The sequence below is a fragment of the Desulfocastanea catecholica genome (assembly GCF_054657295.1).
The window spans coordinates 13,624-26,726 of the sequence record NZ_BAAHYZ010000014.1; the positions used below are offsets into that span (position 1 = coordinate 13,624).

Here is a 13,103-nt window from a genome sequence, read left to right on the forward strand (position 1 = left end):
AATTACGAACTACAGGAAAGCATTGAACATCCCGCCCTATTGCGAGCCCAGTCCGGGCGTTTTACGGCAAAGTGTTCTTTGTCCGGTTGTTCGTCGTAGGGCTTGCGCAGCAGGTCGAGCAGGTCATTGACCAGGGCAAAGTCGCCAGCCTCGGCCTTGTCGATGGCGAGCTGGGCGAGGTAGTTGCGCAGGACGTATTTTGGGTTGACGCTGTTCATCTTTTGCCGTCGCAGATTATCCGGGACCTTGTCCTGCCGCAGACGTTTGCTATAGGCCTGCAGCCAGTCGCCCAGTCGGTGGCGGTAGTCATCGGATATCTCTTGCGGCGTATAGTGTGCCTGGCAAAGAGCTGCCGGCAGTTCTTCCGGTCTGTGCAGGGTGATGTCGCTGGGGATGGTTGCCAGGTTTCTAAAGAAAATGGTCATATCCGTTTCCACCAGCTGGAGGATCTCCACCAGTTCGCCGATAAGCGCATCATCAATCTCCGCCTGAAAACTCTTCAAGCCAAGTTTTGCCGCCATCATGTCGTTCCACCCAGTGAGAAACAGCGAATTGTAGCTGGAGAGGGCTTCCCGCAGCGGTTCAACTTCCCGCACCAGGGGATAGATGGCGTTGGCCAGCTGCAGAAGGTTCCACTGGCCGATATGCGGCTGGTTGCTGAAGCTGTAGCGCCGCCCATGGGCATCGGTGGTGTTCGGCGTCCACTGTGCCTCATAGCCTTCGAGCCAGCCGTAGGGCCCGTAGTCGATGGTCAGGCCGAGGATGGACATATTGTCGGTATTCATCACCCCGTGCACAAAACCGACCCGCATCCAGTGGAGGATCATCGCCGCGGTGGTCCGGCATATCTCGCTGAACCATTCGATATAGACCGGAATCGACGGCTCGCCCAGATGGGGGAAGTCGGTGCGGATGGTGTAGTCGACGAGCTTTTCCAGCAGCGCGGTCTCGCCCCGGGCGGTGAGGATTTCATAATTGCCGAACCTGAGAAACGATGGCGCCACCCGGCAGACCACGGCACCCGGCTCGTTCTTTGGGTGGCCGTCGTAAAACATGTCCCGGGTGACCAGCTCCCCGGTGGTAACGATACTCAGTGCCCGGGTTGTCGGAATGCCCAGGTTGTGCATGGCCTCGCTGCAGAGAAATTCCCTGATCGACGAACGCAGCACTGCCAGGCCGTCGGCTTGCCGGGAATAGGGGGTCGGTCCGGCCCCTTTGAGCTGGAGCATCCACCGCCTGTGGTCTTTATTGACGATCTCGCCGAGATTGATCGCCCGGCCGTCGCCGAGCTGTCCAGCCCAGTTGCCGAATTGATGGCCGCCGTAGCACATGGCAAAAGGATCCATGCCGGGCAGAAGATCATTGCCGGCAAAGATCTCGGTAAAAAGGGACGAACGGCAAAACTCCTCGGACAGGTCGAGCAGATCGGCCGCTTCACGGCTGTAGGCGACCAGCTGCGGCTTGGACACTTTGGTCGGCTGCACCCGCGAATAGCAGGCGCCCTTGACCTGGCGACGATAATTGTCGGCTTGCGGGTCGGGCGGCAGCTGTTCGACGAAGCGGTTGTCGAAAACCAGGGGGGTGGTGAGCTGGTTGGGAATTTGGGTATTCATGAATTTGTCCGAGTTGTTTGTATTTGAGCGTTATGTTACGTTTTAACATAAGTAAGCATGGCACATTGTGGTGGCAAATTTAATCTGGAACGTATTATATCCCCATATTAAATTTGTCCCCCGATTAATGAACGTTGCGAGATTGTTCGATAATAGTTATCAGTACATAGGGACTCATTGATCGGGGGACATAATAAAGGAGAAGACCAACAGATGGTAGTTCGAATTCTTATTGCGGGTTTTGCCTCTTTCGTGGCCGGGTTGAGCTACCTTACCGGTCTTGGGCGGATGATGACGGGATTGCTGCTTGGTTTTGGGGCGTTTTGCTCGTTTTTCTTCGGCGTGCTGTTTGTCCTGCCCATTGATGCCGAGCGGATTTTTTTCCCGGTGTATGAGAAGGTGCCCGCCTGGCCCTATTTTGCTCTCGGGCTGATTCTCAGCGGCATGACCGTTGCGCTTTTTCTGGTAAAATTAAAACCGGTGCAGGAAGAGCAGGTTTCCGCCGTTCACTTTAAATATCTGCTTGGCGGGATCGGCGGCTATTTGGTCAGCCTTTTTCTGTCGTCGGTGTACTGGTTTCCCTCCGATGCCAAGAAACTGTCCGCCGATCCCTCTTCCCTGACCATGGAGGTGCTGCTCGGTACCGGCCTGTTTCTCGTCGGCGTGTCCATTTCCTGTTATCTGTTTTATCGCGCCTCCAAGGGAACATCGGAGCGTCATCCCGATCTGATGCGGCGCTTTGTTCTTGGTTTTTTTACCTTTTTTCAATTTGATAAGATGCCGCTGCTGGTTGCCTATCTGCTGATCTATTCTCCGGAAACCAAGGTCACTTTTCCGTATATTGCCGCCCTGGCCCTCGCCTCGTATATCCCCGTCGGTATCTTTTTACTGAAGGCTACCTTGGACACGAAGGAATTAAATCTGTCGCCAGAGTAGATTATTTCCCGCCCTTATCCTTGGAATGCAGGGTGATTTTTTCCACGACCTTGCGGTAATAGTCGTGCTGGCTGGAGATATTCGAGGAGAAGGGGCGCCGGGCATCGACTTTCATCAGCAGCACATTGAGCTTTTTCATCTGCTTCAGCCGTTCGTGTTCATCGTCTGTTCTGGTAATCAAATCCTCCAGTTTCTTGATCTCCTTGCGCTCTTCTACTTCCGGTGGCAGATAACCGCTGTTTTTCAGGATCTTATAGGCCATTTTCAGGTCATCGGGCACAAAGCTGTCATCATCGAGCGGCAGGGGTTTGTTTTTCCACTTCGGCGAGTTCAGATCCCTCTCCCGCATGGCCTCGGCTATTTTCTGTTCAGCAATAAACGCTAGTGAATCCATGGGATCTCCAATGTAATTAAATCAGGATGGTGCGCAGCCACCGGGAAATATCGCCGATCTGCTGCGGACAGACGGCATGTTCCATCGGATAATTCTCATAACTGACGCTGTAGCCTTTTTTGACAAGCTGGGTGGTGGCCTTGCGGCCGAGCTGTTCCGGGACGACCGGATCATCCGTGCCGTGCTGGATTTTGATGGGGATGGTCATATTGGCCGCACTGTAATCAATGAGCTCGGCGGTGGCGAAATAGGTGGACATGGCCAGCAGCCCGCCGAGGGGTTTCGGGTGGCTGAGGGCCACCTGATAGGCGACCGCGCCTCCCTGGGAAAACCCGGCGATGATAATCTTTTTGCTGTCGATGCCCCGTTCGAGTTCCCGGCTGACAAAGGCGTTGATCTGCTCGGCGGAGGCCATCAGGCCGGCAATATCGACCTTTCTGTCGATGGTCATATCGAAAATATCGTACCAGGCGGGCATGACGAAGCCGCCGTTAACCGTTACCGGCATAGCTGGGGCATGGGGGAAAATAAACCGAACCGCCAGCTCGGCCGGCAGGTGCAGTTCCGGGACAATGGGGGCAAAGTCGTTGCCGTCCGCCCCAAGGCCGTGCAGCCAGATAACCGTGCTGTCGGGGTTGGCGTGTGTTTCCAGTTCAATAGCGGGTAAGAGCGGCATCGTGTTTTCCTTGTTGGGTTCTTGTTGCTGGAGTGGGTATGCATCGATATTCAAAAGCCCATAGTAGAAAATATCGAAAAAAATATCCATCACAAAATATATTCCCATTCCCTGAGTAAAAAGGCCAACCCCGGTAAACGAAAAATAAGCCGGGATAAGTATCTTGGGACAAATTATTTTCTTGAAAAAAACAAGAAAACAATTTGTAAGGTACTAAGGAAGTACTTGCGTGTATCGGCAATTCGCTCTACTTTGTTTCTCTGTTCATCACGGAAAAAAATCCCACTGCAGAGAAATATTCATGGCAAAGAAAAAGAAAAACGTCCGAGGCCGCAGGCATAATGTCGCCTCTCTGGTCACCCTGTCTCCGGACGAGCTGCAGGAAAAAGGCGCTGCTTTTCTTCGCGAAGAAAAATTTCAGGATGCGCTCCTCTGTTTCAAACAGCTCCTCAAGCAAGGAGAAAACTCCCCCCAGGTTCTCGAGGGGCTTGCCCAGGCGTACGTCGGCAGAATCGAGGCCCTGGCGGCCAAATCGATGATCAAGGAGGCCATGGTCATGCTCGACACCATGATCGGTCTCTGTCCCGATGCTCAGGTCGACGCTCTCCAGCTCTCCCTGCTGCTGCGGGCCGGCAGATTTGCCGAAGCCGCCCGGCTCTATACCCAGCGTTGCCGGACAATGGCACCTGACCGGCTACCCCGCCTGGAGGCCCTGTTCGGCGCCCTGCTGGTCGCCGGGGTCGAAGGGCTGCGTGCGGAAGATTTTGGTGAGGGTTCACCGATTGCGCAGCATTATAGCGCGGCATTGGCGGCTCTCGAGAAGTTTTTTGCAGGTCGGGACAGCGAGACGCAAGACGCCTTGAAGCAGATCCCTCTTCGCTCGCCCTATCGCGACCTGCGCACGCTGTTGACCGGTCTGCTGCAACTGGGCCTGGTGAGGGAGAAAGGTGAGGCGTTTCTGCGCAAGATCAAAGATGACTCGCCGTATTTTCACTATGCCGCCGGATATCTTGCCGCCGATACCCCGCCGGAAACCCTTCTGCACACCCTGGCTGCCGCGCCGAAACAGGACCATCAGCTGCTGCGTGAGCAGTATGGTCTGAGTCTGCCGCAGTTCCAGCTTTTACTTGAATTATCCCAGACCGATGGCAAGACGACCAGTCTCTATCGTCTTGTCCGCAAACATGGCCATTGTTTTACCCGTCGGCAACGCATCGAAATAATGAAAAATATTCTTCCGTTTTGTCATGACCAAGCGTTCGATGTCCTGCAGCAGAGTGCCGACTTCGACAAGCCGGAGACCTGTCGTATCAGCGCGCTGGCTGCGGAAAAAGATGGAGCCTTTGATTTTGCGGTCATGTCCTGGGACGAGTATCTCGACACGATAGATGAGCAGGATCAGGCCCGGCACAAGGAAATTGCCCTGGTCATGCGTCACCAGGCACGGCTCATGCCCCTGGAAAGGTATGAGGTCTATGATGTGGAAGATATTCTCGCGACCATGCTGGAGAGTCTGAAATATGATCCCTCTCATGTGCCGACATGGCTTGGCGCGGCGGAATTCGCCGGACGCCATCTTTCCTGGTCGCAGCAATACACCATTATAAATGATGCGGTAAAGAAGCTGCCGGAAAACGTCAACATTCTCATCGCCGCCATGAAGGCCTGCGGCCAAAAGGGTGCCTACAAAAAAGCGTCCGGTCTGGCCCGGCGGGTTCTGGCCATCGATCCGATCAATACCAGCGCCCTTGATTTCCTGGTGCAGGCCCGTCTGGAACATGGCCGCAAGCTGGCGAAACAGAAAAAATGGCTGCTCGCGGAACAGGAGCTGCTGGCTGCCGATACCCGTGTCAAAGCGGTCCGCCTGCGCGGCCGTCACCGTATTTGTCTCGGCATGCTCCAGCTCGTGCAGGATAATGCGGAGGGTCTGGCGTTGATCGAGGCAGGACGGCGGGAAAACGGCTCGCTCTTTTTTGGTCATCTGCTCACGGCGTTGGAGGCACGCCTTTATCGTCTGCCGCCGGGCCGGCGGAAAGATTTTGACCGAGAACTGCTATCGGTCACGACGACGGCGGATGTAGATCGGAACGAGTTTCTTCGCTTGATGAGCTGGATATTGGATTTTGACGGCGACCAATGGCTGGCGCTGCATGAGATCTGTCAGTTGCTGAAAAAATATTTTTCCCGGGCGGCCCAACTGGAATGGAGCCGGGATGAGGGTCTATCGATCTGCAAGGCCCTGGATCATGCCGGGCTGTCTAGCGCTCTGGCCAAGTGTTCGGCGCAATTATATAAAAAGTTTGCCGATGATCCGGAAGTAACCGCCTGGTATCTCCTTGGCAAATACGAGCATAGGAACAGAATCATTGCCGATGATATGGCCGATCTGGCCGTTAGGGTGCTCGACCAGCTTGAGCGAAAGAATTGTTTTACCATGGCGGAACGTATCGAGGAGGTGCTCGAGGCCGACAGGCGATTGAGGGTGTATCGCAGCGACCGTGAACATGATAAAAAAGACTATTTTGACGACGGTCCGTTCAAAATCCCGGAGAAGGCCAAAAGAGACAAAGAACCCGAGGCAAAACCAAAAGTCGAGCCGGTGCGTGGGCGGCAACTTAACCTTTTTGATGATCCAGAATGAAAAATCCCTATGATATTCTCGAGGTGGCGGAAACTGCTGATGATGCGTGGATAAAGAAGGCCTATCTCGCCATGGTCCGACGCTATCCGCCGGAACGGTGTCCGGAAGATTTTCAGCGCATCCAGCGGGCCTACGAACAGATCAAAACGGAGGAAGACCGACTGTCCTATCGACTGTTTCACTGCGTCGTCCCCGAACCGGCAGATATCGCCGCCTTGCTGCTTGCGCCGCTTGCCAAAAAAGACCGTCCCACCAGAGAGGAATTTCAGCAGCAGCTCCGCCTCAATCTGCAACGGTTCTGCACGACCCTGAAAGGGTGATGGTAAATATATATGGATGAACAACAGAAAGAAGAGCTGGTCGCCCGGTTTCGCAGCTACTTGGAAACCGAGTTTCTGCCCGAGCCGCAGGAGGCCTTTGTCGACCGGATGACCCTGTTCAATGAGCTGGCCGGTCTGAAAAATGAAGTGCGCATTGAATCGCGGCAGCTGAAGGGGGCCCTCGATGATTTTCGCCAGGTCTTTACCTCCCTCGATGCTGCCCATGCCGATGTGAGCAGGATGTTCGAGCATCTTCGGCAACAGGATCGCGAACTGGCTCGGGCGGCGCAGAAGCCGATTGTGCTCGGCCTGCTCGATTTGTACGATCGCTTGAGTGCCGGTCTGGCCGGGCAACTCCCGGCACCATCCCTGTTCGAGCGAGTCCTGCCGGGGCGGCAGCAAAGCCGGAAGTGGCTGCAGGTGCATAGAGAGGGGCAGCAGATGATCCTTGATCGCCTGCTTGAGCTGCTGCGCCAGTGCGGTGTCTCGGCGATAGAGGCCGTCGGCGAACCGTTTGATCCGCATTGCATGCAGGCGGTGGGCAGTGAATCGGACCCGAAGCGGGCCCATGGCCTGGTGCTGCACGAAAGTCGAAAAGGATTTCGGCAGGATGGCGCAAGCCTTCGTCCGGCCGAGGTGATTGTCAATAAAACAGAGGTTTAATAGCTATGGCGGAAAAAATTCTCGGCATTGATCTGGGAACGACCAACTCGGAAGTGGCCTTGTACGAAAACGGCACGGTAACAATTATTGAAGGCCCGGATGGCAAGCTGCTGCCCTCCTATGTCGGCCTCGATGACAATAATAACCTGCTTGTCGGCGGCCCGGCGATGAACCAGTTTGTCCTCTACCCGGAGCGGACGATAAAATCGATCAAGCGATTGATGGGGCAGACAGATCCGGTGCTTCTTGGTGACAAGCCCTATCTGCCCCAGGAAATTTCGGCGATGATCCTGCGCCATCTGAAAAATATTGCCGAGACCTCGCTCGGTTATCCGGTGGCCAAGGCGGTTATCACCGTTCCGGCCTTTTTTTCCGACGCCCAACGGCAGGCTACCCGGCAGGCCGGCGAGATGGCCGGTCTGGAGGTGGTGAAAATAATCAACGAGCCGACCGCGGCAACCCTGGTCTATGAAAGCGGCCATAAAGGGGCAAAGAAGGTCCTCGTCTACGATCTGGGTGGCGGGACCTTCGATGTCTCCGTGGTCGAGCTGCAGGACGATGTCATCGAGGTGATCGCCAGCCACGGCAATAATAAACTGGGCGGCGACGACTTCGATGCGCTGATTGAACAGTACCTCATCGAGCAGTTGCAGGAAGAGGGGGTGCGCGACATTCCCCGGCAGGCCCAGGCGAGAATCCACCGGGCGGCGGAAAATGCCAAGAAGCAGCTGTCTTCCCAGCCCTTTGCCCTGGTTGAGGAAGAATATCTCCTGGACCGCGATGGGGCGCCGTATCACTTTCGGGCCGAGTTGTCCCGGAGGCAGTATGAGCAGATGATCACGCCGCTGCTCGACGAGACCCTGGACGCCGTCCATCTGGTGCTGCGCGATGCCGGACTGACCGCCTCGATGATCGACGAGATCCTCATGGTCGGCGGCTCGACCCGTACGCCGCTGGTTCAGGAGCGGCTGGAGCTGGAGTTCGGCATGCCGCCGCGCTTCGAGGTTGACCCTGATCTCTGTGTGGCGGGCGGAGCCGCACTGCAGGCGGCGATGATCGCCGGCGAGGAGGTGCATGCGGTATTGGTCGACATTACCCCGTATACCTTCGGCATCAGTGCCATCGGCGAAGTGGATGGCAGTTTTTCCCTGAATAAGTTTGTGCCGATCATCAAAAAAAACAGTCCGGTGCCGGTGACCAGGAGTGAGGTTTTCTACACCTCGGTCGATTATCAGGAGGAGGTCGACATCAAGGTCTATCAGGGCGAGGCGGAAAATGCCCTGGACAACCTCGAGGTGGGCCGTTTTCGCGTCGAGGGGTTGGCGAAGTGTCGCCAGGGCAGTGAAGTTATCGCGACTTTTGCCCTTGATTCAAACGGCATCCTCCAGGTGAGCGCGAAGGAAAAAGCCACCGGTCTGGAAAAATCCATTACCATCGACAATGTCCTGGCCGTTTCGACCGGGGATTCGCTGCGGCAGGCACGGGAGAAGATCGGTCGACTGTTCGGCGATGCAGCAGGAGCTGTCGGTCCCGGCACGAAGACGGTAAGCAACAGCCGCAAGGTGCAGGTCGAAGCCCTGATCGAAAAAGCCCGGAGTCTTCTCGATAAGGCGGGGGAAGACGACCGGGAAGATATGATCGAGCTGCTTGAAGCCATTGATCAGGCCCTGGCCGATGGGGCAATGGACCTCCTCGAGGAGTCGATGGAGGAGCTGTCCGAGATCATTTTCTATATGGAGTCGTAACCGATGGAACGTTGTCCTCAATGCCGGGCCCGGCTGAAAGGGCGGACCATCTGCCCGCGCTGCGAGACCGATCTGAGTCTTCTCTACGCCATCGAATCGGCGGCGGATATCAGTTCCCGCCTGGCGGTAAAGCAGCTGTTAGCCGGGGATATCGAGGCCGCGGCAAAGCAGGCGGCCGCCGCCAAAGACCTTCATGCAACGGATTTTTATCAGGCTTTAGCCGGCTTTGTGCAGAATATGAACAAGTCTTAGTCGTTCACTCACCCTTCTTGACCACCAGAACATTCAGCCACTGCTGCTTTTCCCCGCGCAGCAGGGCGGAGGACTCGCTGATCTCGATGATTCGCAGCTGGGGGAAGTGCCCGAGCAGCTGCTGCATCGTCGGGACGGTATAGTTGTTGAAATACCGCCCTCGGGCATCCAGGTCGGCCGACTCGCCTTTCTTGAACGACATATACCATATGCCCTGCGGCCGCAGGGCCCGTATGATACGGGCAAAGGTCGCTTCGATGCGCGACCTGGGAATATGCAGCAGCCCGGCGCAGGCCCAGACGCCGTCGTAGATGGCCACCTCGTCGAGGTCTTCGGCCTTTTGCACCCGCACCGGCCGGCCGAGATAGGCCGCAGCGCACTCGGCAATGGCCGCCACCGCATCAACGGCGGTTACCCGGTGGCCGTGCTCGAGAAAATATCGGCTGTCGCGCCCCGAGCCGCAGCCGAGGTCGAGGAGCAGGCTGTCCGGCGCGAGCAGCTCGAGAAAACGTCGGCGCATCGGCTGATGCTCGTCAAGATCAATGGTCTCGCGTACATACCTTGCGGCATTGTCGCGATAATAGGCGAGCGTGGTCTCGATGTGCTTTTCTTCCTGTAGTTCCTCCACCAGTTTTTCCACCAGGACAATATCCGCCGGAGCCCAGGTGAGCGTCTGCAGCTCTTCGATCGGCAGCCAGACTATCCGGTCGTGATCGCGGCATTGGAAACTACCGCCCAGGTGGCGGACGCGGTAACCGAGCAGCCTGATCACCTTCATGCCGTCATCGTATATCGATTCTGCCAGGAAATCGTTCACCCGGCAGTGAATGTCAAACTCTTCGCGCAGTTCGCGGGCGAGGCATTGTTTTTCCGTTTCCCCGGGTTCCAGTTTGCCGCCGGGAAACTCCCAGTACCCGGCCAGATGGCTGCCGGGCTTTCGCCTGGCGGCGAGGATGAGGCCGTCCTTTTCAATAATTGCCGCGGTGACCGTTATCATGGGCGATGAGGGGAATCCTGTTTTGTTTAGCGAATGAAGATGGTATCGTAAGTTGTTTTTACCTTCTACAATATACCACCATTATTTTCAGGAGAACAATATGACTTTACAGGAATCCTTGCGGGAAGATTTGAAAGTTGCCATGAAGGCGAGAGATACCGAGCGGACCGGGGCTATCCGTATTCTTATGGGTGAGTTTGCCCGTCAGCCGGAAAAGGTCTTGAGTGATGAGCAGGTCATTGCCATTGTCAAAAAGCTGATAAAATCGGAGCGGGAACTGCTCGCCGCGCAAAAGCAGGAAAGTTCGCCCTTTCTGACCATTATGGAGGAATATCTGCCGAAGCAGGCCAGCGAAGAGGAGATTTTCGCCTGGGTTGAAAAGAATATCGATTTCTCCGCTTATGGCAGCAAGATGCAGGCGATGAAACCGATCATGCAGCATTTCGGCAGTGCGGTGAACGGCAATGTAGTGAAGAAAGTACTGGAGAAATTCTAACCTACCTGCTGCCGGTTTTTCTTGTGACGAAAAAAAGGATGTTTATCATTACTCCTGATTAAAAAAGGTTCTGCACGGGAGTGATCTTTATCTCACATCGGCAGGGAAAAGGATAATAACAATTTTGGAGGAATGACGTGTTACGAATTATTCTGTTTTTAGCGACCAACATGGCGATACTGATCTTGCTCGGTATCGTCATGACCGTTTTCGGCATCGACTCGAGGTCCACTACCGGCCTGCTGTTCATGGCGGCGCTGTTTGGCATGGGCGGTTCGTTTATCTCTCTGGCCATGTCCAAATGGATCGCCAAGAAATCGACCGGGGCACAGGTGATCGAAATTCCCAGTAACCCGACGGAACAGTGGCTCTACGATACGGTCAAGCGCATGGCCGAAAAGGCGGAGATAGGGATGCCGGAAGTGGCGATTTACAACTCTCCGGACATGAACGCCTTTGCCACGGGCATGAAGAAAAACTCCGCCCTGGTGGCCGTTTCCACCGGGCTGCTGCAGAATATGGCCAAGGATGAGGTCGAGGCGGTGCTCGCCCATGAAATTACCCACGTGGCCTGTGGCGATATGGTGACGCTTTCGCTCATCCAGGGGGTATTGAACACCTTTGTTATCTTTTTGTCACGCATGGCGGCCAATGTTATCAACAACTTCCTCAGCAGTGATGAAGAGGGCGGCGGCCTGGGCTTTATGGGCTATATGGCGGTGACCATCGTCCTTGAGCTGATTCTTGGCCTGTTTGCCTCGATTATCGTCATGTGGTTTTCGCGGAAAAGAGAATTTACCGCCGATAAGGGCGCGGCCTATCTGACCGGCAAGGAGAAGATGGTCAGTGCCCTGCGCCGTTTGCAGGCGCACCACGAGCCGTCGCATCTGCCCGATCAGGTGGCGGCTTTTGGTATCCGTCCCAAACAGGGCGGCATGGCCTCGCTGTTTCGAAGCCATCCACCCATCGAGGATCGGATCGCCGCGCTGGAGAAGCTGTAAGGGAGTTTTTACACCTGTTTTAACGCCATTCGGGCGGCAATGACCAGGGGATCCCAGACCCCGGCAAAGGGCGGGGCGTAGCTGAGATCAAGGTAGAGCATGTCTTCCAGGGTAAAACCGGCATGCAGGGCGGTGGCGGCGGTGTCGATACGTTTGGCCGAGCCGCGACCGCCGACTATCTGGGCGCCGAGCAGCCGCCCCGAGCCCTTTTCCGCCAGCACCTTGGCACATATCGGCGCCGATCCCGGATAGTAACGAGGCAGGGTGTTGGCGTCGATTCGGCCGACCGCGTACTGCCAGCCGAGGGCTTCGATCTCTTTTTCATTGAGCCCGGTCCTGGCGCATTCGGTATCCATGAATTTGCTGATCGCCGTGCCGACGATGCCGGGAAATGTGGCGTATTGCCCGCCCAGGTTCTTGCCGGCGACTCTGCCCTGCTTGTTGGCCACGGTGCCCAGCGCCACATGGACCGGTCTGCGGCTGACCAGATGGTAGGCCTGGGCGCAATCGCCGGCCGCCCAGATGTGCGCCGTTTCCGTCTGCTGCAGCTCGTTGACCTTGATACTGTCTTTGGGTCCAAGAGGGATGCCGGCATCCTTTGCCAGTCCGCTGTTCGGGGTAACGCCCAGGCCGAGGATGACCAGGTCGGTGGCAATGGTCCGCTTGTCGGTGACGACGCCTATTGCCCGCCCGTTTTTGACGGTGAACCCCTGCACCTCTTCCTTGCGATACAACACGATCCCGCTTTGCTGCAGCGAATTGCCGAGCCTCTCGCCCATATCCTCATCCAGGGTGGGCATCAGCTGAGGACCGCGCTGGACCATGGTGACCTGCAGGCCGCGCAGGTGCAGCGCTTCGGCCATTTCCAGCCCGATATAACCGCCGCCGACAATCACCGCCTTTTGCGGTTGTTCCCTATCAAGGACCTGCTTTAAGCGGGTGCCGCTGGTCAGCGTGTTTACATCGTGGATATTGCTGCTGTCGATCCCGTCAAGTTGCGGTCGTCGATGGCCTGCGCCGGTGGCTATGAGCAGCTCATCGTAGTCGTGCCGGCGCTCCGCACCCGTGTGCAGATCTTTGACCAGCACAGTCTGCTGCTCGGCAGAAATGGCCAGCACCTCATGGCCGGTATGGACGTTTATATTGTGTTTTTCGCGAAACGTCTGGGGCGTTCTGGCAATAAGTGCATTCTCTGTGTCGACCAGCCCGGCGACATAATAGGGGATGCCTCAGGCGGCAAAAGAGGTGTACGGCCCCCGCTCAAAAACGGTAATTGCCATGTCCGGCTGCAGTCTGCGTGCCTGGGACGCCGCACTCATTCCGGCTGCATCGCCGCCTATTACGATAAGTTTTGTCACAATTTTCCTCC

13 protein-coding genes are annotated in these 13,103 nt (G+C 56.2%); 8 read left to right on the forward strand and 5 right to left on the reverse strand.

The annotated features are described in order from the left end of the window. Positions 1 to 2: 2 nt before the first annotated feature. On the reverse strand, positions 3 to 1,613 hold the full coding sequence (locus ACYQ8U_RS13565) for a protein adenylyltransferase SelO (protein ID WP_459946085.1): 1,611 nt from the start codon (positions 1,611 to 1,613) through the stop codon (positions 3 to 5). A 213-nt stretch (positions 1,614 to 1,826) separates the two neighbouring features. On the opposite strand from ACYQ8U_RS13565, the gene ACYQ8U_RS13570 reads away from it, so the two are divergent. Continuing rightward, positions 1,827 to 2,549, forward strand: a complete 723-nt coding sequence (locus ACYQ8U_RS13570; RefSeq protein WP_459946086.1) for a hypothetical protein — start codon at positions 1,827 to 1,829, stop codon at positions 2,547 to 2,549. Between the two features lies 1 nt (position 2,550). On the opposite strand, the gene ACYQ8U_RS13575 is transcribed toward ACYQ8U_RS13570, so the two are convergent. Both ACYQ8U_RS13575 and ACYQ8U_RS13580 read right to left on the reverse strand, forming a co-directional pair. After that, the gene (locus tag ACYQ8U_RS13575; protein ID WP_459946087.1) at positions 2,551 to 2,943 is read right to left on the reverse strand and encodes a DnaJ family domain-containing protein; all 393 of its coding nucleotides are present in this window, start codon (positions 2,941 to 2,943) and stop codon (positions 2,551 to 2,553) included. A gap of 16 nt (positions 2,944 to 2,959) precedes the next feature. Continuing rightward, positions 2,960 to 3,619: an alpha/beta hydrolase gene (locus tag ACYQ8U_RS13580; protein ID WP_459946088.1), complete on the reverse strand. Its 660-nt coding sequence runs from the start codon at positions 3,617 to 3,619 to the stop codon at positions 2,960 to 2,962. A gap of 301 nt (positions 3,620 to 3,920) precedes the next feature. On the opposite strand from ACYQ8U_RS13580, the gene ACYQ8U_RS13585 reads away from it, so the two are divergent. From ACYQ8U_RS13585 to ACYQ8U_RS13605, 5 genes are read left to right on the forward strand one after another with little or no spacing between them, the layout of a single operon-like run. Then, a complete protein-coding gene (locus ACYQ8U_RS13585; RefSeq protein ID WP_459946089.1) occupies positions 3,921 to 6,260 on the forward strand; it encodes a tetratricopeptide repeat protein in 2,340 nt (779 codons plus the stop codon). Further along, entirely contained in the window at positions 6,257 to 6,580 is a 324-nt protein-coding gene (locus ACYQ8U_RS13590; protein ID WP_459946090.1) for a J domain-containing protein, read from the forward strand. The genes ACYQ8U_RS13585 and ACYQ8U_RS13590 overlap by 4 nt, the downstream gene beginning before the upstream one ends. A 12-nt stretch (positions 6,581 to 6,592) precedes the next feature. Next, complete coding sequence (locus tag ACYQ8U_RS13595; protein ID WP_459946091.1) at positions 6,593 to 7,243, forward strand: nucleotide exchange factor GrpE; 651 nt, start codon at positions 6,593 to 6,595, stop codon at positions 7,241 to 7,243. 5 nt (positions 7,244 to 7,248) lie between these two features. Beyond that, on the forward strand, positions 7,249 to 8,988 hold the full coding sequence (locus tag ACYQ8U_RS13600; RefSeq protein ID WP_459946092.1) for an Hsp70 family protein: 1,740 nt from the start codon (positions 7,249 to 7,251) through the stop codon (positions 8,986 to 8,988). A 3-nt stretch (positions 8,989 to 8,991) separates the two neighbouring features. Continuing rightward, on the forward strand, positions 8,992 to 9,240 hold the full coding sequence (locus tag ACYQ8U_RS13605; RefSeq protein ID WP_459946093.1) for a hypothetical protein: 249 nt from the start codon (positions 8,992 to 8,994) through the stop codon (positions 9,238 to 9,240). A 4-nt stretch (positions 9,241 to 9,244) separates the two neighbouring features. Here ACYQ8U_RS13605 and ACYQ8U_RS13610 read toward each other — a convergent pair whose 3' ends face one another. Continuing rightward, positions 9,245 to 10,237: an NUDIX domain-containing protein gene (locus ACYQ8U_RS13610; protein ID WP_459946094.1), complete on the reverse strand. Its 993-nt coding sequence runs from the start codon at positions 10,235 to 10,237 to the stop codon at positions 9,245 to 9,247. Positions 10,238 to 10,337: 100 nt separating this feature from the next. Between ACYQ8U_RS13610 and ACYQ8U_RS13615 the strand changes: the two genes are divergently transcribed. Both ACYQ8U_RS13615 and htpX read left to right on the forward strand, forming a co-directional pair. Continuing rightward, positions 10,338 to 10,733: a GatB/YqeY domain-containing protein gene (locus tag ACYQ8U_RS13615; protein ID WP_459946095.1), complete on the forward strand. Its 396-nt coding sequence runs from the start codon at positions 10,338 to 10,340 to the stop codon at positions 10,731 to 10,733. 170 nt (positions 10,734 to 10,903) lie between these two features. Beyond that, positions 10,904 to 11,734, forward strand: coding sequence for a protease HtpX (htpX, locus tag ACYQ8U_RS13620; RefSeq protein ID WP_459946197.1), 831 nt, complete (start codon positions 10,904 to 10,906; stop codon positions 11,732 to 11,734). An 8-nt stretch (positions 11,735 to 11,742) separates the two neighbouring features. Here the strand turns inward: htpX and ACYQ8U_RS13625 are convergent, their stop codons facing one another. After that, positions 11,743 to 13,095 (reverse strand): FAD-dependent oxidoreductase, encoded by a 1,353-nt coding sequence (locus tag ACYQ8U_RS13625; protein WP_459946198.1) that lies wholly within the window; start codon positions 13,093 to 13,095, stop codon positions 11,743 to 11,745. Between the last annotated feature and the right edge of the window lie 8 nt (positions 13,096 to 13,103).

Bases quoted from the DNA above. Each gene is read 5' to 3' on its own strand.
- ACYQ8U_RS13585 (WP_459946089.1), top strand. From the start codon at position 3,921: ATGGCAAAGAAAAAGAAAAACGTCCGAGGCCGCAGGCATAATGTCGCC.
- ACYQ8U_RS13605 (WP_459946093.1), top strand. From the start codon at position 8,992: ATGGAACGTTGTCCTCAATGCCGGGCCCGGCTGAAAGGGCGGACCATC.
- htpX (WP_459946197.1), top strand. From the start codon at position 10,904: ATGGCGATACTGATCTTGCTCGGTATCGTCATGACCGTTTTCGGCATC.
- ACYQ8U_RS13595 (WP_459946091.1), top strand. From the start codon at position 6,593: ATGGATGAACAACAGAAAGAAGAGCTGGTCGCCCGGTTTCGCAGCTAC.
- ACYQ8U_RS13600 (WP_459946092.1), top strand. From the start codon at position 7,249: ATGGCGGAAAAAATTCTCGGCATTGATCTGGGAACGACCAACTCGGAA.
- ACYQ8U_RS13570 (WP_459946086.1), top strand. From the start codon at position 1,827: ATGGTAGTTCGAATTCTTATTGCGGGTTTTGCCTCTTTCGTGGCCGGG.
- ACYQ8U_RS13615 (WP_459946095.1), top strand. From the start codon at position 10,338: ATGACTTTACAGGAATCCTTGCGGGAAGATTTGAAAGTTGCCATGAAG.
- ACYQ8U_RS13580 (WP_459946088.1), bottom strand. From the start codon at position 3,619: ATGCCGCTCTTACCCGCTATTGAACTGGAAACACACGCCAACCCCGAC.
- ACYQ8U_RS13590 (WP_459946090.1), top strand. From the start codon at position 6,257: ATGAAAAATCCCTATGATATTCTCGAGGTGGCGGAAACTGCTGATGAT.
- ACYQ8U_RS13610 (WP_459946094.1), bottom strand. From the start codon at position 10,237: ATGATAACGGTCACCGCGGCAATTATTGAAAAGGACGGCCTCATCCTC.
- ACYQ8U_RS13575 (WP_459946087.1), bottom strand. From the start codon at position 2,943: ATGGATTCACTAGCGTTTATTGCTGAACAGAAAATAGCCGAGGCCATG.
- ACYQ8U_RS13565 (WP_459946085.1), bottom strand. From the start codon at position 1,613: ATGAATACCCAAATTCCCAACCAGCTCACCACCCCCCTGGTTTTCGAC.